The following is a 23,053-nucleotide window of genomic DNA, read 5'->3' as shown; positions in this document are numbered from 1 at the left end:
CGGTTAGAGCTGCTTGATGCCACCCGGCACGAACACCGCTTCGGTCGGCGCGATGCCGTTGACCAATGGCGCGCCGAACTCGCTCTGGCTGATCTCGAACTTGTCACCCGGCTGGGTCTTGATGCCGTCAGCGAACGACAGGGTCGCGGTGCCGAAGAAATGCACGTGGACGTCGCCCGGGCGCAGGAACTGGCTGTACTTGAAGTGGTGGTATTCGAGGTTTTCCAGGCTATGGCACATGTTGGCCTCGCCGCTCAAAAACTCCTTCTCCCACAGCACTTCGCCGTCGCGCAGGATACGGCTGGTGCCCGCCAGGTTCTGCGGCAGATCGCCCACGCGCAGTTCCGGACCGAACGAGCAGGCACGCAGTTTGGAGTGGGCCAGGTACAGGTAATTCTTGCGTTCCATGACGTGGTCAGAGAACTCGTTGCCGATGGCGAAACCCAGACGGTAAGGCTGACCGTCGTTACCGATCACGTACAGGCCGCTCAACTCGGGCTCTTCACCGGCGTCCTCGGAAAACGGTGGCTGTGGAAAGGCCTGGCCCGGACGAATGACGATGCTGCCGTCGCCCTTGTAGAACCATTCCGGTTGCACGCCTGCTTCTCCGGCAGCAGGTTTGCCGCCCTCGATGCCCCACTTGAAGATGCGCATGGTGTCGGTCATCGCCGACTCATCGTTGCCGTGCTGGTGCATCTTGTCACGGGCCGAGGCGCTGCCCAGGTGAGTCAGGCCGGTCCCGCTGACCAACAGGTGCGCAGGATCCGGATGGTCCAGCGGCGGCAGGATCATCAGATCGGCGCGCAGTTGCGAGTAGTCATGGCTGTCGCCCAGCCCCAGGCTGTCGACCTGTTCGGCCAGAGAGATTTTCTTGTCGATGGCGGCCAGCGCCAGCTCACGGGTGCTGGTCGCGCCTTGCACTTCACGCACCAGCGCGCCATCCACCAGACCGACACGGCGTTCGCCGTTGCCCAATTCGAATTGAACCAAATGCATGAAATGTCTCCTTTCCAGATGATGTGCACGATCCCTGTAGGAGCGCGCTTGCCCGCGAATTCGTCGTGTCAGCCACCAAAGGCCTCACAGACAAACTGCTATCGCGGGCAAGCGCGCTCCTACGCAGGCCGCGCCGTTAACGAGAACTACGGGCGCTGGCGGCGAATTTGGTTTCCGGCAACACATGCTTGCGTTCCAGAACGCGATACACGACGCCGGTCAGGATCAAGCCGCAGACCATCACGCCCGAGAGGAAGTACAGCCCGGTGGCCAGGCTGCCGGTGATTTCCTTCAGCCAGCCGATGACGAACGGGCCGATGTAACCGCCCAGGTTGCCCACCGAGTTGATCAATGCAATGCCCGCCGCCGCACTGGCACCGGCGAAGAAACGCCCCGGCAATGTCCAGAACACGGCCGTGCAGGAGAACAGCGAGAACGCCACCAGACACAGCGCCGCCAGTTGCAGCACCGGCACACTGAGGTAAGCAGAAAGGAACAGGCCCACCGCGCCAATCACATAAAGGACCGCCAGATGACCATAGCGATCATTCAGACGGTCGGAGCTGCGCGGCACGATCAACAGACCGACGATGCCGAAGATATAAGGCACTGAAGACACGAAACCGGTCACCAGGTCGCTGCCGCCGAACTGTTTGATCAGGGTCGGCAGCCACAGGCCCAGGCCATAGATACTCAGCGTGACAGGAAGATAGAACAGCGCCAGCAACAGGACGCGTTTGTCCTTGAGGGCGTGCAACGGATTGCCGTGACGGGTCTGTCCGTATTCTTCCAGATCCTTTTTCAGTTCACCGGACAGCCACTCCTTCTCCACCGGGTCCATCCACTTCACGTCTTTGGGACCGTCCGGCAACCAGCGCAGCACGGGCCATGTCAGCAGAATCGCCGGCGCACCGATGCACAGGAACAGCCACTGCCAGCCGTGCAAACCACCAATGCCTTCCATGCCCAGCAGGCCACCGGAAATCGGGCCCGTGATCATCATGGCGATGGGTTGCGAGAGAATGAACAGTCCCAGAATCTTGCCGCGATGGCGCACCGGGAACCACTGGGTGATGTAGTACAGCACGCCGGGGAAAAAGCCCGCTTCGGCCGCACCGAGCAGAAAGCGCATCACGTAGAAGCTGGTCGGGCCCTGAACGAAGGCCATGCCCATGGTGATCGCGCCCCAGGTGATCATGATCCGCGCGAACCAGCGCCGTGCACCGAAGCGCTCGAGCATCAGGTTGCTGGGGATTTCCAGCAGAAAGTAACCGATGAAGAACAGACCCGCGCCCAAACCATACGCCGCATCGCCGATGCCGACGTCCGCGCCCATGTGCAGCTTGGCGAAGCCCACGGCGGAACGGTCCACATACGCGATCAGGTACAACAGGATCAGAAAAGGGATGAGTTTCAAGGTGATGCGACGAATAAGCCTGAGTTCCTGGCTCATGTATGCGGTCTCCACGTTGTTTTTGTTATGGAAGCTTTACGGGGATCGCCTCTGCCGTCGTGTGTGCCTTACTGCGGTGAGTCGGCTGACAGGGTCGTCCCTCGATGGGAACCGACTATATAGTATTACTATTTAACGTGACAACTCTTCCACTCAGACGATTTTCGGCCTATTTTAGTCAGCACGCGAAGCCTTTAGTCTTACAATAAGAGTGCTGATTTATGTCTGATTCCAATAAGAAACCTACCCTGCGTTCGGCCCAGTGGTTCGGTACCGCCGACAAGAACGGCTTCATGTACCGCAGCTGGATGAAGAACCAGGGCATCGCCGACCACCAGTTCCAGGGCAAACCGATCATCGGCATCTGCAATACCTGGTCTGAACTGACCCCGTGCAACGCCCACTTCCGGACCATCGCCGAACATGTCAAACGTGGCGTGATCGAAGCCGGTGGTTTCCCGGTTGAATTTCCTGTGTTCTCCAACGGCGAATCGAACCTGCGCCCTACCGCCATGCTGACCCGCAACCTGGCGAGCATGGACGTGGAAGAGGCGATTCGCGGCAACCCGATCGACGGCGTGGTGCTGCTGACCGGTTGCGACAAGACCACACCTGCCCTGCTGATGGGCGCGGCCAGCTGCGACGTACCGGCGATCGTCGTGACCGGCGGTCCGATGCTCAACGGCAAGCACAAAGGCAAGGACATCGGCGCCGGCACCATCGTCTGGCAGATGCACGAATCCTACAAAGCCGGGCAGATCAGCCTCGACGAATTCCTCTCCGCCGAAGCTGGCATGTCACGCTCCGCAGGCACCTGCAACACCATGGGCACGGCCTCGACCATGGCCTGTATGGCTGAAGCGCTGGGCACGTCGCTGCCGCACAACGCCGCGATCCCGGCTGTGGATTCCCGTCGTTATGTCTTGGCACACATGTCCGGCATGCGCGCGGTGCAGATGGTCAACGAAGACCTGCGTCTGTCGAAAATCCTGACCAAAGAAGCCTTCGAAAACGCCATTCGCGTCAACGCCGCCATTGGCGGTTCGACCAACGCCGTGATTCACCTCAAGGCCATCGCCGGTCGCATTGGCGTGGACCTGGAGCTGGACGACTGGACCCGCATCGGTCGCGGCACGCCGACGCTGGTCGACCTGCAGCCATCCGGGCGCTTCCTGATGGAAGAGTTCTACTATGCGGGCGGCCTGCCTGCGGTGCTGCGTCGCCTGGGCGAGAACAACCTGATTCCGAACCCTGAAGCCTTGACCGTGAACGGCAAGACGCTGTGGGAAAACGTGCAGAACTCGCCGATCTATGGCGACGACGAAGTGATCCGCGCCATCGACAATCCGTTGGTGGCCGACGGCGGCATCTGCGTTTTGCGTGGCAACCTCGCGCCGCTGGGCGCCGTGCTCAAGCCTTCCGCCGCTACCCCTGCGCTGATGAAACACCGCGGTCGTGCGGTGGTCTTCGAGAACTTCGACATGTACAAGGCGCGGATCAACGATCCGGAGCTGGACGTCGACGCCAACAGCATTCTGGTGATGAAGAACTGCGGGCCCAAGGGTTATCCGGGCATGGCAGAGGTGGGCAACATGGGCCTGCCGGCCAAATTGCTCGCTCAAGGCGTGACCGACATGGTGCGGATTTCCGACGCACGCATGAGCGGCACGGCGTACGGTACGGTGGTACTGCACGTTGCGCCGGAAGCCGCGGCAGGCGGTCCGTTGGCGGTGGTGCAGGAAGGCGACTACATTGAGCTCGATTGCTCCACCGGACGTCTGCACCTGGACATTTCCGAGCAAGAACTGGCCGCACGACTGGCCGACTGGCAAGCGCCGCAGCAATTGCTGGCAGGCGGTTATCGTCAGTTGTACATCAACCACGTGATGCAGGCAGATCAGGGTTGCGACTTTGATTTCCTGGTGGGAATGCGCGGCTCGGAAGTACCACGGCATTCTCACTGACAGCCTGTGGCATGCGTTTCACCGCATGACCTGTAGGAGTGAGCTTGCTCGCGATTGCGTTATTTCAGTCACCACCGCAGCGACTGATCTGACGCGATCGCGAGCAAGCTCACTCCTACAACGACGGGTATTCGACATGGAATTTCGCGTCGCTCCGTCGACTCTTCGCCAATGCTATGATGCCCGGCACTCACCGCTCAGGATTGCCTCGCGCCCCCATGGATTACCGTAAGCCCTCCGACCGTAAAAGCATGCACTCACGCATCGTTCAGGACATCGGCATGCAGATCGTTTCAGGCCGCTTCAAACCTGACGACAAGCTCCCCGCCGAAGCCCTGCTCTGTGAAGAATATGCCGTCAGTCGGCCCGTGCTGCGCGAAGCTACGCGGGTGTTGGTAGCCAAGGGGCTGGTCTATTCGCGTCCGCGTGTCGGCACAGTGGTCAAACCACGCCGCGAGTGGCACATCCTCGATCCGGACGTGCTGCACTGGCTGATGCAGAGTTCGCCGCAGAACGAGTTCTTCGCCCTGCTCACCAGCGTACGCAGCATCATCGAACCGGCTGCCGCAGCCCTCGCCGCCCAACACGCCACCCCGGACGAAATCGCCGCAATCGGTGAAGCCTATCAACGCATGGAGGCCGCGCCGACCGTGGAAGCCGTGCTGCAACCGGACCTGGATTTCCACAGTCGCATCGCCGACGCCACCCACAACGATCTGCTGGCACACTTGTGCAACATGCTGTCGCTGGCCCTGCGTGAAGCGTTGAAGCATTCCAACAAGCGCCCGAACCTGCACGAGCTGGCACTGCCCCGTCACAAGGCCATCCTCACTGCAATCGAAGCTCGCGACGCCCTCGGCGCTCATCATGCAACCCTGGTGCAACTGGACGATGCGCGCAGCGCCTTGAACGTAGTGTTGGGGCAAAGCATGAAGTTGTAAGTCCCCCCGCCTGCTTCTGCCAGACACGCGGAAGCCAGCTTGCTGGCGCCCTGAGGATGGTGCATGAGCGCAAATGTTCCGGTACGCCTGCACCCCGCCAAAACTCCGCTATAACCAATACATCCCTTTGATCATCGACACGGATCAGTCGCTTTTACATGCCTTATTGCTCGCGACCTCGGTGCAAAAAATGAGGCTCATCATGTATCCGATTGCCAGGCTCTGTGGCATAGGCGTGCTGTTGGGGTTGTTGGCCGCCGTGCTGCTGAAAAACATGCTGATGGGCGACTCGGTCGATTTCCACCGCCACAAGGCGCTGCTGATCGGGATCGACGGCGTGCAGTACGAGCAACTCAAACAGGTCATCGATGCCGGGAAGGCGCCGAACATCGCGCAGTTTCACCTGGGCATGAGCTATACCGGCGGCATCGTTGACACATCGACCCGGCAACCCACGCTCAGCGGTCCCGGCTGGGCAACGATTCTGACCGGCACATGGGCCAACCGTCACAAGGTCGTGAGCAATAACAGCGGACTGCACAACAAGAGCGACAGCATCTTCAAATTGATCAGCCTCTCGGCCCCCACCCGCCATACGGCGAGCATCGTCAGCTGGAACCCCATCAACGACAATTTCGTCGACGACATCAGTGCCGGCTTCATCGAACTGGGGGTCAAGTGCGGAGGCGACGATCAATGCGCCACGGATCGCACGGTGCAAGAGTTACGCACCGGCAATTTCGACTTCATCTTCGTGCACCTGGATCAGCCCGATGGCGCGGGCCACGAAAACGGTTTTGGCAGCCGCTATCAGGACGCCATAACGCGAACGGACCACCAGATCGGCCAGATACTCGCCGCGCTAAGCAAGCGAAAGCAGAACAATAAAGGGGAAGACTGGCTGGTGGTGCTGACGACCGATCATGGGCGCAGGCTTCCCGATGGCTATGACCACGGCGAACAGAGCCGCAGCGAAAAAACCGCGTTCATCGGTCTCGACAAACCGCCTAACGCAGAGCTGACGCAGCCCATCGCCGACCCGGTCGATCCTGGCCTCGAGGGCCTTTACGGGTTTGCCAGCGAGGCCGACATCGTGCCGACCATCCTCGTGCACCTGGGGATCAATACCGACTTTGAGCGCCACGCCATCGACGGCGTGCCTGTGATCGGTCATATCGGCGTGCGGCAACTGACCGCCACGCTGAACCGAGCCGATCGGACCGTCAGCCTGCGCTGGCGAGTCACCGAAGGCAGCAAGCAGCCGCTGCGGATCTACCGCTCGGGCCAACTGATCGCCAAACTGACCGACTCCTCCAGCCAATACGTCGACAGCGACCTGCCGCCCTCCATCGCCGAGCTGAATTACACCGTCGTACTCAACGACGTACCGGTTTCGAGACTCGTGTACGAAGCGCAGATCAAGCGTTGAAATTCAGGGCATAAAACATCGGACCCTTGAATTTCTCCTGCACCTTCCGGCATCTAGGGCAGAAAAATACTGAACAACCCGCCACCCAGTGCCCCGCCATTGGCGATCTCGATGTGTCCTGGAACACCCTGGCGCTGATGTTGCCTGGCGATGTTCGCCGCAAAATACAACCCGAGCCCGGTGCTGCCGCTGCTCTGGTTGATGCCCAGCACGTAATCGGTCTGACGCTCGATCATGTGCTCAGGAAAACCAGGCCCATCGTCGTTGACGCTGATCACCAGCTGTTCACCCACCTGCCCCGCCGTGATCAGGACTTGCGTGCGGGCGAAGCGAATGGCGTTGATCATCACATTCGACACCACTGAGCCGATCAGCTCACGGTCGAAAAACCCCGGAAGCCCGAAGTCGTCCACGCTGTAGCGGGCAACGATGCCACGGCTTGCGAGCACCTCCTGATGGAACGCCAGTTGCGCTTCGATGAAATCGTCCAGTTCGTGATAATCCGGACGCAACGGCAACTGGTTGACCCCCAGTTTGTACAGCCCCAGCAGCTGCACCAGCATGCCGTTCAGGTGCGCGAACTCGTAATCGATCACGCCCTGCTCCGGGGTGCCGCGTTGAGCTTCGGGCAACTGTTTGACCCACTGACCATGAGCCTGAATCAGCGACGCCAGCGAGTTCTTCATGTCATGCACGGTGGAGGCAATCACCATGGAGAAATCGAGCCCCGGATCCTCATCTTTCATTCGCCGAACGCCCTGAGTCGCAGTTTCTGATAACGGTCGTGACGCGGGTCGGTGTCGGGCATCTTGCCCACCATCTTCAGACTGTTCTGGCACTCCGTCAGGCTGGCAGCATCGAGGTTCTGCACCCCAACGTGCAGCAGCGACTGCGCCATGTTCAACGCAATACTGATGTTCTTGGGCTGCAACGCCAGCGCCTGACGGAAGAAATCCTGAGCCTCGCCCAGCTTGCCGGCGCGATAACTTCGAATGCCTTGCATGTTCAGATCGACGGCTGCCTTGCCGGCGCTGAGAATGTCCGGGTCGTCGGTCTGCCTGGCAATGTTCTGCATCACCGCCGGATCATCGCCGTAGATTTCCGCACAGCTTTTCAGAATCCCTGCGCCAGCGGCTTCATGCCCCAGTTGCTTGAGCTGCGACGCCACGGCCAGCGCGGCGTCGGCACTCAGGAACTGCTCCATGCCATCGAGTCGCGCCATCGCCTGTTCGGTGAGTTTTGCCGCCATTTCCGGATCGGAACTCGCCACGCTGGTGGCCTTCATCAAGCGCGCACGCACTTGCAGGCCGGCGTCGTTGGTGTGCTCCTTGGCCACTTCACCCAGTGTCTGGTTGATCTCGACCCGGGTGCGCGCATCGAGCCCGCGCTCGCCGCCGCGACTGATCAGCGCCTGAGCCAGACCCAGATTGGTTTCCGGATCCTTGAACCGCGAAAACTGGCCCTGAGAAACGGCCTGACGATAGGCCTTGGAAGCGCCGTCGAAATCCTGATTTTCCAGCGCCAGCTTGCCGAGCAACCGCTGGCGGCGGACCGCATAAGGAGAAAGGCGCACAGCCTCTTCGAGCATTTTCTGCGCACGCCGGTTATCGCCGCTCGCCATCAGCACATCCGCCAGGCCATCGAACAGCACCGGCATCGCGTTAAAGGCACGAATGGCCTCTTCGTAGACGGTTTGCGCTTCAGGATTGCGCCCGCGCTTGTGCAGCAACTTGCCCAACGCCGCATACGCCCAAGGCTGCGGGCGATCAGCCAGAATCGATTTGAGAAAGGCTTCCAGCGGTTCGTTCTGATTCAGATCGCGCAGGGCATCTGCCTTGTAGCGCAGACACAAAGGCGCGAAGCGCGGGTCCTGTTTGGTCAGGTTGACGCAGGCCGCCAGCACCTCGGCGGGCTTGCCGCGATCCAGCGCCTGAAGAATCGGCTTGAGCAGGTTCTTGCGTTGAACGATCTTTTCCAGACGCTGGGCCAGGCTGGCACGGTTGAACGGCTTGGTCAGGTAAGCATCGGGCTCCCATTCCAGGGCGCTCATGACCATCGCCTGACTGTTCTCGGCGGTCACCATCACAAACACGCTTTCATGGCTGATCAGCCGGTCGGTCATCAGGTCTTCAAGGACCTGTTGGCCGTTCTTCTTGCCGTCACCGAGGTTGAAGTCATGAAGAATGAAGTCGTAGCGCTTCTGTGAGCAGGCTTTGATCGCCTGCTCACCCGTGTCCGCGGTGTCCACTTCCTTGACGCCCAATTCGCGCAGCATCGACCTGACCGAGCTACGAAAATCGGAGAAATCATCGACGATCAGAAAGGTTTTTTGGTTCCACGCCAGCATCGAGATTCCTGTTACGGGAGAAAAAATCAGCCCAGAGGCATTTACAAAAAAGGGTCGACCTGGCCGCTCCCGTTTTTCAGCGGAGCAGATGATAGCCAACGTCAATGTGCCATCAAGCTATTTCACGAAAGCTTTGGCGTCTTTGGGTGCGGCATGACGCCGCTTGTCCGGGTTATCGGCGGCGCCAAGGTAAAGCTTAGGTGATGCATAAAGGAAAAAGCGACTGGCGAGCGCCCCTGTCCCGCTTCCCTGGTCGATCCGTGCCGCAGGTTGTCGGTCTCGAATCACGGATCATGAGCCCGGATTTCAGGCATCACTGCATGACTTGATACCGGGCAGGCAAACGGCGGGATGATGACGTTCATCGCAGACATTTCGAAAGCTATAAAGTCCGTCATCACCCCGCCGATAGGGAGGGGAAGCGGCCTCTTCAGCCGCAACCTCCTCTCCCGCCCGAGTAACACCCATGTCCTGGCTGATCAATCTGAAACTGAAGTCCAAGCTCCTGTTCGCGTTTAGCCTGTGCGCGTTGATCACCATTGCGGTCGGGGTTCTGGGACAGACCGGTATCTCGCGTCTGTACGATCTGTTCCAGAGCACAGTCACCAACAATCTGCTGTCGATCACCAAGGTCGACTCGGTGAAGGCCAATGTCATCGCCACCAATCGCGACTTTTTCAAAATAATCGGATTGAGCGTGCTCAAGGCCAGCCCGGAAGAAATCAGTGCGGCCCTGCAGTCGCTCAAGGAAAACCAGGCCCAGGCAGAGAGCGATTTCAGGGTCTATCGCAGCACGCCGTTGCAGGCGGATGAAAAGGCGGCCGGCGACGACTTCGAGCGTGATTGGCAGACCTATGTCGCAGCGGTCACCCAGACCCTGGCGGTCATTCAGAGCGGCGACATCGAACAGGCCAGCAAACTGGCCACCACGAGTGTCACACCGACTTACCGCAAGACCATGGGCGAGCTGAAGATCATCATCGAGTCCAATGCCCGCCAGGCCAACGAAGCCACGNGGTCGCCGTGATCTGCGCCATTAGCCTTGGCCTGATCGTGACACGAATGATCACACGCCCCATCTATCAGTCGGTGGAAAGCGCGTCGCGCGTCGCTGCGGGCGACCTCACACAACCCATCGCAGTCGGCGGTCAGGACGAAACCGGACAGTTGCTCAAGGCGCTGTCCAACATGCAAGGCAGTCTCAAAGGCACCGTGCAGCAGATCGCCAACGCCTCGGATCAGCTGGCTTCAGCGGCAGAAGAACTGACGGCGGTCACCGATGACAGCACTCGCGGGCTACAGCGCCAGAACGATGAGATTCAGCAAGCGGCCACGGCAGTGAACCAGATGACGGCCGCCGTCGAGGAAGTCGCACGCAACGCAGCCAGTGCCTCCCAGGTTTCGACCCAGACCGCCGACGATGCGCTCAAGGGGCAGCACCAGGTGCAACAGGCTGTCACTGCGATGAACACCATGACCGTGGAAATCAACGATTCGACTCAGCGCGTCGAAGCCCTTGCCGGTCAGATTCGTGACATCACCAAGGTCCTGGACGTGATCCGCGGGATCGCCGAACAAACCAACCTGCTTGCACTCAACGCAGCCATCGAGGCGGCGCGCGCCGGTGAGCAGGGGCGTGGTTTCGCAGTGGTGGCCGATGAAGTCCGCGCCCTCGCCCACCGCACGCAAACCTCCACCGGCGAGATCGAAGCGATGATCACCCTGGTGCGTAACGGCGCCGACGAAGCCGTGCAGGCCATGGGCAAGAGCCAGGCGATTGCGGTCAATACCCAGACACTCGCCACCGAGGCGGGCCTGGCACTGGAACGCATCAGCGAAGGCGTCAGCCAGATCAATGAACGTAACCTGGTGATCGCTAGCGCCGCCGAAGAGCAGGCTCAAGTGGCGCGGGAAGTGGACCGCAACCTTGTCAACATTCAGGACTTGTCGGCCCAGACGGCCGCTGGCGCCCACCAGACCAACGCGTCCAGCCAGGAGCTGTCGCGTCTGGCGGTGTCGTTCAATACGATGGTGGGCAAGTTCACAGTCTGAAGCCACCCCTTCGCCACCTGTGACACATTGGCGTATTGACTAAATCGTCATGTGTTTTGTCGTAAATCACATTTCGGGTACAATCCCGGCCCCCTTTGCAGAGCCCGGACCTGATGACCGAGCCCTGCGATGGATTGATGTAACTCAAGCAGCTGAATCCAATGATCTAACAAGAAGCCAGCGCGGAGGGACACTGAACTCAAGGTCCGTCTCATCGACCTTGAAACCCTAACCCTCGCCACTCGAGTGCGAAACCGCAACAACGCTCATGTCAGCCATGGCATGCGCAGACACGGTGCCCACTCGATTCAAGCGGCAGGCGGATAACGTTTTACCAATTGGATTGCGCAATGATCAAAACGACGAGCAAGGCTCTGCTGGGCCTGGCGATTTCGGTGGGCATGCTTCAGGCACACGCCGCTGAAAACAAGAAAGTGGACGTGCTGCTGGTTGGCGGCGGCATCATGAGTTCGACGCTGGGTGTCTGGCTTAATGAGCTGGAGCCGGGCTGGTCGATGGAAATGGTCGAGCGTCTGGACGGCGTTGCCGAAGAAAGCTCCAACGGCTGGAACAACGCCGGTACCGGTCACTCAGGCCTGGCCGAGTTGAACTACACGCCTGAAGACAAAGACGGCAAGGTCAACATCTCCAAGGCCATCGAGATCAACGAAGCCTTTCAGGTTACCCGCCAGTTCCTTTCCTGGCAGGTCAGGCAGAGCGTCCTGAAGAACCCGCCGTCGTTCATCAACACCACGCCGCACATGAGCTTCGTCTGGGGCGATGACAACATCAAGTTCCTGAAGAAGCGTTACGACGCCCTGCAGGCAAGCCCGTTGTTCCGTCCGATGCAGTACTCCGAAGACCCGGCGCAGATCGCCAANGACCACCTGGACGCCAATCGGCACCGACGTCAACTGGGGCGAAGTCACCCGCCAGTACGTGGGCTATCTGCAGACCCGCCCGAATTTCGACCTGAAGCTGTCCAGTGAAGTCAACGACATCACGCGTAACGAAGACGGCTCCTGGCACGTTGAATACAAGAACCTGAAGGACGGCACTACCAGCGCTACCGACGCCAAGTTCCTGTTCATCGGTGCGGGCGGCGGCGCTCTGAAGCTGCTGCAGAAATCCGGTATCCCCGAGGCTCGCGACTACGCCGGCTTCCCGGTGGGTGGTTCGTTCCTGGTCACCGAAAACCCGACCGTCGCCATGCAACACATGGCCAAAGCGTACGGCATTGCCTCCACTGGCGCGCCGCCCATGTCGGTTCCGCACCTGGATACACGAGTGCTCGACGGCAAGCGCGTGATCCTGTTTGGCCCGTTCGCGACCTTCTCCACCAAGTTCCTGAAACAGGGTTCGTACCTGGACCTGTTCAGCAGCATGACCACCCACAACTTCTGGCCGATGACCAAAGTTGGCGTGGAACAGTACCCGCTGGTCGAGTACCTTGCCGGTCAGTTGATGCTGTCCGACGACGACCGCTTCAAGGCCCTGCAGGAATACTTCCCCCACGCCAAGAAAGAAGACTGGCGTCTGTGGCAAGCCGGTCAGCGCGTGCAGATCATCAAGCGTGATGCCGAGAAAGGCGGCGTGCTCAAGCTGGGCACCGAAGTCGTTTCTTCCCAGGACGGTACTATCGCCGCGCTGCTGGGCGCATCGCCGGGCGCGTCTACCGCTGCGCCGATCATGCTGAACGTGCTGGAAAAGATCTTCAAAACCCAGGTCGCAACTCCGGAATGGCAAACGAAGATCCGTCAGATCGTTCCAAGCTACGGCACCAAGCTGAACGATTCGCCTGCGGCCGTACAGCAGGAGTGGAACTACACCGCCGAGGTCCTGCAACTGGGCAAGCCTCCGGTCATCGACCAGAGCGTTGGCACCAGCACCACGCCAAGCGCCCCGGCTGAAAGCAAGCCTGCGAACGACATGGCGCTGTAACAGGCCTGTCCAACGCAGCAAAGAAAAAGCCACGGGGCTCAAATCCCGTGGCTTTTTCGTTTGCGCAAGTCAGGTATTGAATACATCACCCGATCGGCCACGTCTGTGCGCAGCGTCGGTCAGTGGAAGCGCTAACCGAAGGGCCCCTGCCTTGTCACAGGGTTAGCGGACCTTTTCAGTTACTCGCAAGTGTCATATCACCCACTCCACTGTCTGCAACATTCGTCGATACGGTGAATTCGCTTCGCTCATCTCCTTCTGGATCGTGGCAATCAGGCACTCCAGAAATCGCTCTGCCGCGGGCCGCAACGGCTGACCGCTGCGGCTGATCGCGCCGACCAAGGCACTGCCCACTGATTCGCGCACCGGCAGAGACACAAGCCCCTCTCGCTGAGCGCAAACTTCCACCAGTGGCCACGGGAAGACGCTTAGCATGTCGGTTTCACGCAGCAGGCTGAGCATGATCGACAGTGAGTGTGCGAAATGCACATGACCCGGTGCGACAAATTCGGCGTCGTGTCGAGCTGAAAGTACCCAGTCAGCGAACGCCAGTTCGTCCAGCGAATGACAATCGGCCAATGGATGCCCGCGCCTCGCGACCACGGCGCAATCAGCCGTGAACAAAGGCAGGTAGTTCAAGTCGACGTTGGAGCACTGACTGTCGAGCCGACCGATGAACAGATCCAGGCTGGCATCGCGCAAGCGTGGATAGGCAATCGACGATAATCCTTCGTGCAGCTCCAACTGCACATGGGGAAAGCGTTCACGAAAACTGACTGTAACCTGCGGCAACAACGTCATCGCAAGCCAAGGGGTGACGGCGACCGCCAGGCTGCCTGTCAGCTCGCCTTTGCAATCGGCCACCACATGACTGGCGCTGACCATTTGCGCCACCAGCAACCGGGCCTGGACCAACAAGCGTTTGCCTGCTTCCGTGAGATCTATGCCGCTGGTGTTGCGCACCAATAGCTGCAAAGAGGTTTCGGTCTCCAGCTTCTGGATCGCCTTGGTGACCGCAGCCGGAGAGGTGTCGAGGCGCTTGGCCGCGCCCCGGATACTGCCCGCGTCCGCCACCGCCACCAACGCGTTGAGCTGATAAAACTTCATGATTGCGCCTGTTAACCCTGGGTTGTCGCGTTCAGCGGCGTTTGCCTGTGAGGCCCATTCTGCACGGCTTATGCTGAACCATGTGCGGCGTGACCGGAGCGCACCACAAGCATGCACCGCGCGTCACATCGAAGCCAGCACGCCGGACGCAACGCGTGCCAAACACTCGCCCGCTCGCTGGCGAGTCATGTATTCAGACTGACCATGGAAGAATCCTGCCAATGCCCCATGTACACCGCCAATTGATTCCGATAGAAGCCGAAATGCGTGAGTTGCGCCAGCGCATTCATGCCAATCCGGAACTGGGGTATCAGGAGTACGCCACCGGCGAACTGGTCGCCGAACGCCTTTTGAAATGGGGCTATGAAGTACACCGCGGCATTGCCGAAACCGCCGTCATCGGCACATTGAAAAAAGGCAGCAGCTCGCGGGTTCTGGGACTGCGTGCGGACATGGACGCCTTGCCGATTCTGGAGAAAACCGGCCTGTCGTATGCAAGCCAGGTCCCTGGAAAGATGCACGCCTGTGGGCACGACGGTCACACCACCATGCTTCTGGCCGCCGCCTGGGTGCTCGCGCATGACAGCGAATTTGACGGCACAGTACGGTTGATCTTCCAGCCCGCCGAGGAAGGACTGGCCGGCGCACGGAGGATGATTCAGGAAGGCGTACTGGAGCAGTTTCCGTGCGATGCGCTGTTCGCCATGCACAACATGCCAGGCTACCCGCAGGGGAAACTGGGATTTCGAGCCGGTCCGTTCATGGCCTCGGCCGATCAGGTAAAAGTGACGGTCCAAGGCCACGGCGGCCACGGCGCCATGCCACACCAGTGCGTCGACCCTGTCGTCGTCTGCGCCAGCATCATTCTGGCATTGCAAACCATCGTCTCGCGCAATGTCTCACCTCAGGAAATGAGCGTGATCACGGTCGGCGCCATCAACGCCGGCAAGGCCTCCAACGTCATCCCCGAGAGCGCGGAAATGCTGATTTCGGTACGCGCCTTGAACAACGATGTGCGTGATCGCGTGGAGGCGCAGATCAAGCGCCTGATCCATGCGCAGGCCGACGCCTTCGGCGCCACCGCCGAGGTTCACTACAGCGCCGATTATCCGCTGCTGATCAACGATCCCGAGATGACCGAATTTGCCACCCAGGTCGCCATAGACTGGTTGGGCGAGGAGCAAGTGCTTACCGATATTCCCCCATTCAACGGCAGCGAAGACTTCGCCTGGTTTTTGCGAGAACGGCCCGGTTGCTACCTGATCATCGGCAATGGCGAGGGCGATCAAAGCTGCATGATTCATGACCCTCGTTACGACTTCAACGATGACAACCTGATGCGCGGGGCTGGCTACTGGATCAAGCTGACGGAGGCATTCCTGTCGGCGCGTGACTGACAAAATTCCCATTAACACCGAACCTGTGATGAGGCTTCCATGCTCCGACCGAACCTGCAATGCGCTGCGCTGATCTCCGGCCTGTTGATGGCCTCAATGAGTCATGCAGCGAATGTCATCCGCTTCGGCGTCGACCCCAGTTATCCCCCCTTTGAACAAAAGCAACCAGACGGCTCGCTGACCGGTTTCGACATTGATCTAGGCAATGCCTTGTGTGCACAACTCAAGGCGCGCTGCGTTTGGGTCGAACAGAATTTTGACGGCATGGTGCCTGCACTCAAGGCCGGGAAATTCGATGGCATCCTTTCGGCATTCAGCGACACGGAAGCGCGCCGCAAGCAGGTCGATTTCAGCCAGCGTCTGTACGTCGCGCCATCGTCGCTGATCGCTAAAAAAGGCGCCGGACTGCTGCCGACCGCCGATTCACTCAAAGGAAAATCCGTGGGTGTCGTCCAGGGCTCGCTGCATGAAAGCTATGCAAAATCCCAGTGGGCTCCAGGCGCGGCTATTCATTCTTATCAGACGCAGGATCAGGTATTCATGGATTTGCTGTCCGGACGACTGGACGCCTCGTTCCAGGCCTCGGTGCAAGGTGACATCGGCTTACTGCAGAAACCTCAGGGTCAGGATTTTGCCTTCGCCGGCGACCCGATTACAGACAAAAGCATCATTGGCAACGGCGTGGCCATCGGCATTCGCAAGGGCGACACCGCGCTGCGCGAGCAGATCAACGAGGCAATCGTCGCGTTGCGCCAATCGGGTGAGTACGACCGCATAGCCCACAAATACTTCAACTACGACGTTTATGGTGAGTGACTACATGAGCGAATTCACACCCACCGAAGGTGACGTTCAGGCCAGCGAACTGGACGACGTCGCCCAGCGCTACTTTCTTCAACATGGGGCCATGTGCATTCGCAATGCCTTGACCCCGGCGCAGGTTGAACAACTCAGGGAAGGCATCGAGCAGAATCTTGCGCAACCCAGCCCCCGCGCCAAGGTGGCGAGCAGCCCCGATGACCCTGGCTGGTTCTTCGAAGACTTCTGCAACTGGCAGGAAAATCAGCATTACCGCAGCGTGATCCACGACTCCGCCCTGGCGACAATCGCCCAGCGTTTGCTCGGCAGCAGGCAGATCCGTCTGTACCACGATCACGTCCTGGTCAAAGAACCCAACACTCGACAACGCACGCCGTGGCATCAGGACCAGCCCTACTACAACATCACGGGTTCCGACAACATCAGCTTCTGGATTCCGGTGGACCCAGTGAGCAGAGCGTCGACCCTGGAGTTCGTCGCGGGATCGCACAAGGGACCGTGGCTTATGCCTCGCTCGTTCATGGACAATCAGGCCAAATGGTTTGCCGAGGGCACACTGGCCGACCTGCCGAAGATCGAGGAGCATCGTGAAGACTTCCCGATCCTCGGCTGGCCGCTGCAACCGGGGGACCTGGTGTGCTTCAACATGTTGACGCTGCACGCCTCCGCTGGTGTGAGCGGCGAACATCGGCGCAGGGCTTTTTCAGTGAGATTGCTGGGCGATGACATACGGCACGCACCACGGCCTTGGGTGACCTCACCGGAATTCCCGGGGCTACGCGAAAGCCTTGCCGAAGGTGCTGTGATGAATCACCCGCTGTTTCCGGTGCTTTTGCAGCGTTAATGGTCGGCAAAACACGGGCGGTGAAAGAGGCGGAGTGAAATGGTGTCCCAGGCGGGGTTCGAACCTGCAACCTTCCCCTTAGGAGGGGGATGCTCTATCCAATTGAGCTACTGAGACACAATGCCAGAACGGTGCTGGCGGGACGGCGAGCATGTTAACGGCAAGCCCTTGTTTTGTCATGTCGTCATTGTCTTTTTGGGCCGTAGTCCACTGGAACCGTAACCAACACGCCAAGGCGATCATGCAAATTGCAATGCCGCAATATGACATCATTGCAAACTGCAATCCAGCCGCGGTCCAATCCATAAATAAGCTATTGATTTATAACGGTTTTATTTACAAATTCGCTTGGCATGCAGACTGCATTATCAGTTTCCGTGCAGACCCCTTCTAAACCCAAATTCAAGCGAAGGTAATCGAGATGAACGTGACTCTCTCCCTGTTGAATGCCGCAGCCTTCGTGGCACTCGTTGCTTTCCATTTTCAGGATGACGGCAGCAAAACCGAGACAGTCGCTGTTCAGGCTCAGCCGCATTACCTCATGAAACAGACGCCTCGATTCGCCGCAATGCCTGGCCATCGCTCGGATGCAATGCTGGCGAACGATACTGATGAAGCCATCCCGGTCGACCGCTCCGAGCGCTGGGTTTTCTGAAACAACGCCGAAATAAGGGTTTGCCAATCTGCCTTCTTCGTTCCACTTAGAGAACAGCCATGTCAAAAGCAGCACTGTCTTTTCTGATTCTGGCCATCATGGCCCTTGCAGTCGATCAACTGCTCCCTGCATCAATGGACACACTGGGTACCACCGCCAAAGCTGCAGCAGGCACATTTGCCTGTCTGTTCATCGCCGCAATGTTCGTGGGACGGCGAATCAAGTTCGACCCGGTCCTGCGCCAGGCAAAACCGTAGCCACAGCCCAACGGGGTTTTCAGCCGTTTGTAGCGCATCCTGATGCGGTTTCCTCACACCCCTGACACACTCGCCTCCTATCCTTCGACAGACCCTTCGTCTCTTTCTTGGCTGCTTACTCGTAATTTCCATCAGACACCTCTACGCTGAAGACAGATAGCCATCATGGCGCAAACCCGCGCCGACGGCGGCTATTGTCCGGATGAGGAGTGGCCGGGAACTTTGCAAACTGGAACGCATTTCTGATAATTGGTGCTGGCTAAACGCCTTTATCTAGTTCAATATTGTCACAGATTTGACGCCAAGGTTCCGGCGGATTCATGCATGATGACGGACCTTTATGTTGGCAGGTTGAACATTTCGGCAAAAAGACAGTCAGACGATGACATCTCGCGGCCTAATGCAAGAACCGCCTCCCCCTTTGAACTAAATCGGTTAAATATATGAGCCCTATGAAACAGGCCAATTATTCCAGTCGCACAGCTGACAAGTTCGTTGTCCGTCTTCCAGAAGGCATGCGCGAGCGCATTGCGGAAGTCTCCAAGGACAACCATCGCAGCATGAACTCCGAAATTATTGCGCGTCTTGAACAAAGCCTGATTCAGGAAGGCGCACTGGGGGACGAGCCAAAGCTGCGTCTCGACAGCCCTGAGTTGTCACTGCATGAGCGTGAACTGCTGCAGCGCTTCCGTCAGCTTGCTCATCGTCAACAGAATGCTCTGGTTTCATTGATTGCTCACGACACCAGCCTGGCGAACGACGACGAATAATTCGTCCGTTGCCAGAGACTTAAAAGCCAGCCCTGTGCTGGCTTTTTTGTGGGCGTTCTTATGAGCGCCAATCAATGGAGACAAAAACAAAAAACCGCCTCGAGGGCGGTTTTTTTTGGTCTTGCAAAAAGGGTCAGAGCAGGAACAGCGTCGCCAGGCCCAGAAAGATGAAGAACCCGCCACTGTCGGTCATGGCGGTGATCATTACACTGGCACCCATCGCCGGATCCCGACCAAAGCGGGCCAGCGTCATGGGGATCGCCACGCCCATGAACGCGGCCAGCAGCAGATTCAGTGTCATCGCAGCCGTCATGACCACGCCCAGCGACCAGCTATGGTAGAGCATGTAAGCCACCACCCCGATCACCCCACCCCAGACGAGTCCATTGACCAGCGCAACGCCCAGTTCCTTGCGCATCAACCGGGAGGTGTTGCCGGTACTGACCTGGTCCAGCGCCATGGCACGAACGATCATTGTGATCGTCTGGTTACCCGAGTTACCTCCAATGCCTGCCACGATGGGCATCAATGCCGCCAGTGCCACCAGCTTCTCGATGGAGCCCTCGAACAGCCCAATGACCCGCGAAGCGAGGAACGCCGTCACCAGATTGACCGCCAGCCATGACCAACGGTTACGCAACGAACGCCATACCGAGGCGAAGATGTCTTCTTCCTCGCGCAGACCGGCCATGTTGAGTACTTCAGTCTCGCTTTCTTCACGGATGAGGTCGACCATTTCATCGATGGTCAAACGGCCGATCAGCTTGCCGTTCTTGTCCACTACGGGCGAAGAAATAAGGTCGTAACGTTCGAATGCCTGAGCGGCTTCATAGGCATCGCCGTCCGGGTGAAAACTCACCGGATCGCTGGCCATGACTTCCGAGACCTGTTTTTCCGGATCGTTGACCAGCAAACGCTTGATCGGCAGAACGCCCTTGAGCACACCGTCGTAATCAACCACGAACAGCTTGTCCGTATGGCCGGGCAATTCCTTGAGACGACGCAGATAGCGCAATACCACTTCCAGGCTGACGTCTTCGCGGATGGTGACCATCTCGAAGTCCATCAGCGCGCCGACCTGGTCCTCGTCATAGGACAGTGCCGAACGTACGCGCTCGCGCTGCTGACTGTCCAATGCCTCCATGAGCTCGTGAACGACGTCGCGTGGCAACTCGGGCGCAAGGTCGGCGAGTTCGTCGGCGTCCATTTCCTTGGCGGCGGCCAGCAACTCGTGATCGTCCATGTCGGCGATCAGGGTTTCACGAACGGAATCGGATACTTCGAGGAGGATGTCGCCGTCGCGCTCGGCCTTCACCAGTTGCCAGACCGTCAGGCGGTCCTCAACAGGGAGGGCTTCGAGAATGTAGGCGACGTCGGCGGAGTGCAGATCATCGAGCTTGCGCTGCAACTCGACGAGGTTCTGCCGGTGTACGAGGTTTTCGACACGATCCTGGTGCTGGCCTTCCTGACGGTGAGTCAGATCTTCGACGACACGCTGACGCTGCAGCAGATCAACGACTTGGGCAAGACGATCCTGAAGGCTTTCCTGCGTTTTTTTTACTTCGATTTCGGTCATAGGCGAACTCCACTCCCAGCAGTGGACCGCGCCGGAAGATCAATCAGTCGATTCTTGATTGGTAAAGCTTAATTCTGAGTTGCTACTGGGTAAGTCCATGGAGGTATTCCACAAGCCCCGGCGGGGCTGACGGGCGCAATCATACACCGCTTGCCGAGGCTTCATGTTAAAAATTCAACGCGGAACAATCGCTTGCAACACAATGTTAATGATCGCCCGAGTCGTTATGGCTACGACGTCATATCCAGAGAAGAAAACACGCTCGCCAGCAAAAAATCAGGTGGATAGTCTGCCCTGACGTCAGTCAAGGAGGACATCGTCATGCGGTTGGACACCTGCAAATGCGTTATTGCTGCCCTGCTCTTCCTGCCCCTCTCTGTCGGGGCAACCACAGTGCACCGCTGCGAAGGCCCTGAAGGGAAAATCACCTTCACCACGTTGAGCTGCCCACCAGGGCACGATCTGAGGTTACAGGATGCTCACAACCCCGCCCCTGGCATGCTTGCGCCGAGCGACACCTTAGTAAACAAACCCGCCAGCGTCACAAAAAACAACGAATTGGTGGTGGTCGGCCAACGCGACGATGGTTGTGCCAATGTTCTGAGTGCGGAACAGCGTCGCCGAGCGATCATCAACGAACAAACACCGACAGGGATGACCAAACGAGACGTGGAAAGCCTGCTTGGCAAACCCGACAGAATCATCGGACGCAACGGCGAGGTGCGGTACGTGTACGCGGAGAAGAAAGGGAAAAGCCGGCAGGTCAGTTTCGATGAGCATGGCTGCGTAAAAGGCAAGCGCGAGAAACGTAAACCGTAGAAAAGCAAAAAGCCCACATTTTCATGTGGGCTTTTCGTTTTATGGTGCACTCGACAGGATTCGAACCTGTGACCGCTCGGTTCGTAGCCGAGTACTCTATCCAGCTGAGCTACGAGTGCATGTGGCGCTTGATAAACCAGATCACCTCTGGTCACTGCATTTTACTTCTGGAAGTGAGTGGTGCTTCCAAAGACCTGTTAAAGCCAGGCTCTTTCTTAAAGCAGTTGTCCGTATTACTACCAACAACGCTTAAATGGTGCACTCGACAGGATTCGAACCTGTGACCGCTCGGTTCGTAGCCGAGTACTCTATCCAGCTGAGCTACGAGTGCATTTGTTGCCGCGCATTATAGGCCGTTAAATCTTTTGGTCAAGAACTTTTTCTAGTAAATTCAACAACTTACCGATAAAGCCAGATTACAACGTACTACGCAAATAATGGCGGAGAACGGGGGATTCGAACCCCCGACACCCTTTTGAGGTGTACTCCCTTAGCAGGGGAGCGCCTTCGGCCACTCGGCCAGCTCTCCGCAACACGGGGCGTATAATAACCACCCTTTTCCCCGTTTGCAAACCAAAAATTCAATAAAAATTAATGGCTTGGTTCCTGGTCCTTCTCTTTCTTGATGCGCAGGTAAATCTCTTCACGGTGAACAGCGACTTCCTTGGGCGCGTTGACCCCGATTCGTACTTGATTACCTTTGACGCCGAGCACGGTCACGGTGATTTCACCGTCACCAATAATCAGACTCTCCGCGCACCGACGGGTCAAAATCAGCATACCTATCTCCTCAACCTGCATTCAGGGACAACAGTCTGCACAACCAAAAGGCATCGGCCCGATCCCAGCATCGGTACCAGGTCTACGCCTGAGTATTGCCTAGCGCCGGAAAAAAAACAGTTTTCTCGCGCACATCAGAAACACAAAGGGCGCGGTATTCACCGCGCCCCTTGCTCAACCTCTTACTCGCCCTGGCGGGGAGCGTCGAGTTCGAAAGCCGTATGCAGGGCGCGCACGGCCAGTTCCAGGTATTTCTCTTCGATCACGACCGAAACCTTGATTTCGGACGTGGAGATCATCTGGATATTGATGGTTTCCTTGGCCAGCGCTTCGAACATGCGGCTGGCAACGCCTGCGTGAGAACGCATGCCGACGCCGACGATGGAAACCTTGGCGATCTTGGTGTCGCCGATCACTTCACGGGCACCGATTTCCTTGGCGGTATTCTGCAGCACGCTCAGCGCCTGCTCGTACTCGTTGCGGTGTACGGTGAAGGTGAAGTCGGTGGTGTTATCGTGCGCAACATTCTGCACGATCATGTCGACTTCAATGTTCGCACCGCTGATCGGCCCTAGAATCTTGAACGCAACGCCCGGGGTGTCTGGCACGCCACGGATCGTCAGCTTGGCTTCGTCGCGGTTGAAGGCGATGCCAGAAATGATCGGCTGTTCCATGGATTCCTCTTCATCAATGGTAATGAGGGTGCCTGGACCCTCCTTGAAGCTGTGCAGTACGCGCAGCGGGACGTTGTACTTGCCGGCGAACTCCACCGAGCGGATCTGCAGCACCTTGGAGCCGAGGCTGGCCATTTCCAGCATCTCTTCGAAGGTGATTTTCTCCAGACGCCGGGCCTGAGGCACCACGCGCGGGTCAGTGGTGTAAACGCCGTCGACGTCGGTGTAGATC

At 58.5% G+C, this 23,053-nt stretch carries 20 protein-coding genes, 4 tRNA genes and 2 pseudogenes; 14 read left to right on the top strand and 12 right to left on the bottom strand.

From position 1 onward, the window contains the following. Window positions 1–3 precede the first annotated feature (3 nt). Both araD1 and D3M70_RS17730 read right to left on the bottom strand, forming a co-directional pair. A complete protein-coding gene (araD1, locus tag D3M70_RS17735; protein ID WP_120127015.1) occupies window positions 4–996 on the bottom strand; it encodes an AraD1 family protein in 993 nt (330 codons plus the stop codon). Between the two features lie 136 nt (window positions 997–1,132). Beyond that, on the bottom strand, window positions 1,133–2,449 hold the full coding sequence (locus D3M70_RS17730; protein ID WP_120127014.1) for an MFS transporter: 1,317 nt from the start codon (window positions 2,447–2,449) through the stop codon (window positions 1,133–1,135). Window positions 2,450–2,670: 221 nt separating this feature from the next. Between D3M70_RS17730 and D3M70_RS17725 the strand changes: the two genes are divergently transcribed. The 3 genes from D3M70_RS17725 to D3M70_RS17715 all read left to right on the top strand — a co-directional run bounded on the left by D3M70_RS17725 (window position 2,671) and on the right by D3M70_RS17715 (window position 6,783). Continuing rightward, window positions 2,671–4,413, top strand: a complete 1,743-nt coding sequence (locus tag D3M70_RS17725; protein ID WP_120127013.1) for an IlvD/Edd family dehydratase — start codon at window positions 2,671–2,673, stop codon at window positions 4,411–4,413. Between the two features lie 218 nt (window positions 4,414–4,631). After that, on the top strand, window positions 4,632–5,354 hold the full coding sequence (locus tag D3M70_RS17720) for a FadR/GntR family transcriptional regulator (RefSeq protein WP_120127012.1): 723 nt from the start codon (window positions 4,632–4,634) through the stop codon (window positions 5,352–5,354). 202 nt (window positions 5,355–5,556) lie between these two features. Next, complete coding sequence (locus tag D3M70_RS17715) at window positions 5,557–6,783, top strand: alkaline phosphatase family protein (RefSeq protein WP_165869834.1); 1,227 nt, start codon at window positions 5,557–5,559, stop codon at window positions 6,781–6,783. Between the two features lie 53 nt (window positions 6,784–6,836). Here the strand turns inward: D3M70_RS17715 and D3M70_RS17710 are convergent, their stop codons facing one another. After that, on the bottom strand, window positions 6,837–7,529 hold the full coding sequence (locus tag D3M70_RS17710; RefSeq protein ID WP_120127010.1) for a sensor histidine kinase KdpD: 693 nt from the start codon (window positions 7,527–7,529) through the stop codon (window positions 6,837–6,839). After that, window positions 7,526–9,130 carry a response regulator gene (locus D3M70_RS17705; protein ID WP_120127009.1) on the bottom strand — a complete coding sequence of 535 codons (1,605 nt, stop codon included), beginning with the start codon at window positions 9,128–9,130 and terminating at the stop codon, window positions 7,526–7,528. The genes D3M70_RS17710 and D3M70_RS17705 overlap by 4 nt, the downstream gene beginning before the upstream one ends. Window positions 9,131–9,596: 466 nt before the next feature. Here D3M70_RS17705 and D3M70_RS33335 point away from each other — a divergent pair. The 4 genes and pseudogenes from D3M70_RS33335 to D3M70_RS17690 all read left to right on the top strand — a co-directional run. Next, a pseudogene (locus tag D3M70_RS33335) lies at window positions 9,597–10,145 on the top strand (MCP four helix bundle domain-containing protein); the annotation flags it as partial. A gap of 1 nt (window position 10,146) precedes the next feature. After that, window positions 10,147–11,182, top strand: a 1,036-nt coding sequence (locus tag D3M70_RS17695; RefSeq protein ID WP_256659901.1) for a methyl-accepting chemotaxis protein, incomplete at its 5' end; no start/stop codon positions are given. 350 nt (window positions 11,183–11,532) lie between these two features. Then, window positions 11,533–12,062: pseudogene (locus tag D3M70_RS33330) on the top strand (malate:quinone oxidoreductase); the annotation flags it as partial. A gap of 1 nt (window position 12,063) precedes the next feature. Next, window positions 12,064–13,123, top strand: a 1,060-nt coding sequence (locus D3M70_RS17690; RefSeq protein ID WP_256659900.1) for a malate:quinone oxidoreductase, incomplete at its 5' end; no start/stop codon positions are given. Window positions 13,124–13,315: 192 nt separating this feature from the next. Here D3M70_RS17690 and D3M70_RS17685 read toward each other — a convergent pair. Then, on the bottom strand, window positions 13,316–14,230 hold the full coding sequence (locus D3M70_RS17685; protein WP_120127007.1) for a LysR family transcriptional regulator: 915 nt from the start codon (window positions 14,228–14,230) through the stop codon (window positions 13,316–13,318). Between the two features lie 221 nt (window positions 14,231–14,451). Here D3M70_RS17685 and D3M70_RS17680 point away from each other — a divergent pair, with 221 nt between their 5' ends. The 3 genes from D3M70_RS17680 (at window position 14,452) to D3M70_RS17670 (ending at window position 17,290) form a co-directional block, all read left to right on the top strand. Further along, complete coding sequence (locus D3M70_RS17680; protein ID WP_120127006.1) at window positions 14,452–15,627, top strand: M20 aminoacylase family protein; 1,176 nt, start codon at window positions 14,452–14,454, stop codon at window positions 15,625–15,627. Window positions 15,628–15,666: 39 nt separating this feature from the next. Then, a complete protein-coding gene (locus D3M70_RS17675; protein WP_120127005.1) occupies window positions 15,667–16,443 on the top strand; it encodes an ABC transporter substrate-binding protein in 777 nt (258 codons plus the stop codon). Between the two features lie 91 nt (window positions 16,444–16,534). Continuing rightward, on the top strand, window positions 16,535–17,290 hold the full coding sequence (locus D3M70_RS17670; RefSeq protein WP_375232992.1) for a phytanoyl-CoA dioxygenase family protein: 756 nt from the start codon (window positions 16,535–16,537) through the stop codon (window positions 17,288–17,290). Window positions 17,291–17,330: 40 nt separating this feature from the next. Here the strand turns inward: D3M70_RS17670 and D3M70_RS17665 are convergent. Continuing rightward, a tRNA-Arg gene (locus D3M70_RS17665) sits at window positions 17,331–17,407 on the bottom strand. Between the two features lie 304 nt (window positions 17,408–17,711). Between D3M70_RS17665 and D3M70_RS17655 the strand changes: the two genes are divergently transcribed. The 3 genes from D3M70_RS17655 (at window position 17,712) to D3M70_RS17645 (ending at window position 18,972) form a co-directional block, all read left to right on the top strand. Further along, window positions 17,712–17,945, top strand: a complete 234-nt coding sequence (locus tag D3M70_RS17655; protein WP_120127002.1) for a hypothetical protein — start codon at window positions 17,712–17,714, stop codon at window positions 17,943–17,945. A gap of 59 nt (window positions 17,946–18,004) precedes the next feature. Beyond that, window positions 18,005–18,202 carry a PA3371 family protein gene (locus tag D3M70_RS17650; protein ID WP_120127001.1) on the top strand — a complete coding sequence of 66 codons (198 nt, stop codon included), beginning with the start codon at window positions 18,005–18,007 and terminating at the stop codon, window positions 18,200–18,202. 443 nt (window positions 18,203–18,645) lie between these two features. Beyond that, a complete protein-coding gene (locus D3M70_RS17645) occupies window positions 18,646–18,972 on the top strand; it encodes an Arc family DNA-binding protein (protein ID WP_081569154.1) in 327 nt (108 codons plus the stop codon). A 133-nt stretch (window positions 18,973–19,105) separates the two neighbouring features. On the opposite strand, the gene mgtE is transcribed toward D3M70_RS17645, so the two are convergent. After that, window positions 19,106–20,548, bottom strand: coding sequence for a magnesium transporter (gene mgtE / locus D3M70_RS17640; protein WP_120127000.1), 1,443 nt, complete (start codon window positions 20,546–20,548; stop codon window positions 19,106–19,108). 321 nt (window positions 20,549–20,869) lie between these two features. Between mgtE and D3M70_RS17635 the strand changes: the two genes are divergently transcribed. Next, window positions 20,870–21,367 (top strand): cell envelope protein SmpA, encoded by a 498-nt coding sequence (locus D3M70_RS17635; RefSeq protein WP_120126999.1) that lies wholly within the window; start codon window positions 20,870–20,872, stop codon window positions 21,365–21,367. Between the two features lie 42 nt (window positions 21,368–21,409). Here D3M70_RS17635 and D3M70_RS17630 read toward each other — a convergent pair. The 5 genes from D3M70_RS17630 to D3M70_RS33325 all read right to left on the bottom strand — a co-directional run. Beyond that, window positions 21,410–21,486, bottom strand: a tRNA-Arg gene (locus tag D3M70_RS17630). Window positions 21,487–21,621: 135 nt separating this feature from the next. Beyond that, a tRNA-Arg gene (locus tag D3M70_RS17625) sits at window positions 21,622–21,698 on the bottom strand. A gap of 107 nt (window positions 21,699–21,805) precedes the next feature. Further along, window positions 21,806–21,896 (bottom strand) — tRNA-Ser (locus tag D3M70_RS17620). 62 nt (window positions 21,897–21,958) lie between these two features. Then, on the bottom strand, window positions 21,959–22,147 hold the full coding sequence (gene csrA, locus D3M70_RS17615; RefSeq protein WP_020290522.1) for a carbon storage regulator CsrA: 189 nt from the start codon (window positions 22,145–22,147) through the stop codon (window positions 21,959–21,961). A 182-nt stretch (window positions 22,148–22,329) separates the two neighbouring features. After that, window positions 22,330–23,053, bottom strand: a 724-nt coding sequence (locus D3M70_RS33325) for an aspartate kinase (protein ID WP_256659899.1), incomplete at its 5' end; no start/stop codon positions are given.

The sequence above is a fragment of the Pseudomonas sp. LS-2 genome (assembly GCF_003605735.1).
Classification (GTDB): Bacteria; Pseudomonadota; Gammaproteobacteria; order Pseudomonadales; family Pseudomonadaceae; genus Aquipseudomonas.
The sequence above is the reverse complement of the archived record's forward strand: the minus strand, read 5'-3'. Positions and strand labels throughout refer to the sequence as shown.

Coding starts and splice junctions, on each gene's coding strand:
- araD1 (WP_120127015.1), bottom strand. CDS start 996: ATGCATTTGGTTCAATTCGAATTGGGCAACGGCGAACGCCGTGTCGGT.
- D3M70_RS17730 (WP_120127014.1), bottom strand. CDS start 2,449: ATGAGCCAGGAACTCAGGCTTATTCGTCGCATCACCTTGAAACTCATC.
- D3M70_RS17725 (WP_120127013.1), top strand. CDS start 2,671: ATGTCTGATTCCAATAAGAAACCTACCCTGCGTTCGGCCCAGTGGTTC.
- D3M70_RS17720 (WP_120127012.1), top strand. CDS start 4,632: ATGGATTACCGTAAGCCCTCCGACCGTAAAAGCATGCACTCACGCATC.
- D3M70_RS17715 (WP_165869834.1), top strand. CDS start 5,557: ATGTATCCGATTGCCAGGCTCTGTGGCATAGGCGTGCTGTTGGGGTTG.
- D3M70_RS17710 (WP_120127010.1), bottom strand. CDS start 7,529: ATGAAAGATGAGGATCCGGGGCTCGATTTCTCCATGGTGATTGCCTCC.
- D3M70_RS17705 (WP_120127009.1), bottom strand. CDS start 9,130: ATGCTGGCGTGGAACCAAAAAACCTTTCTGATCGTCGATGATTTCTCC.
- D3M70_RS17685 (WP_120127007.1), bottom strand. CDS start 14,230: ATGAAGTTTTATCAGCTCAACGCGTTGGTGGCGGTGGCGGACGCGGGC.
- D3M70_RS17680 (WP_120127006.1), top strand. CDS start 14,452: ATGCCCCATGTACACCGCCAATTGATTCCGATAGAAGCCGAAATGCGT.
- D3M70_RS17675 (WP_120127005.1), top strand. CDS start 15,667: ATGCTCCGACCGAACCTGCAATGCGCTGCGCTGATCTCCGGCCTGTTG.
- D3M70_RS17670 (WP_375232992.1), top strand. CDS start 16,535: ATGTGCATTCGCAATGCCTTGACCCCGGCGCAGGTTGAACAACTCAGG.
- D3M70_RS17655 (WP_120127002.1), top strand. CDS start 17,712: ATGAACGTGACTCTCTCCCTGTTGAATGCCGCAGCCTTCGTGGCACTC.
- D3M70_RS17650 (WP_120127001.1), top strand. CDS start 18,005: ATGTCAAAAGCAGCACTGTCTTTTCTGATTCTGGCCATCATGGCCCTT.
- D3M70_RS17645 (WP_081569154.1), top strand. CDS start 18,646: ATGAGCCCTATGAAACAGGCCAATTATTCCAGTCGCACAGCTGACAAG.
- mgtE (WP_120127000.1), bottom strand. CDS start 20,548: ATGACCGAAATCGAAGTAAAAAAAACGCAGGAAAGCCTTCAGGATCGT.
- D3M70_RS17635 (WP_120126999.1), top strand. CDS start 20,870: ATGCGGTTGGACACCTGCAAATGCGTTATTGCTGCCCTGCTCTTCCTG.
- csrA (WP_020290522.1), bottom strand. CDS start 22,147: ATGCTGATTTTGACCCGTCGGTGCGCGGAGAGTCTGATTATTGGTGAC.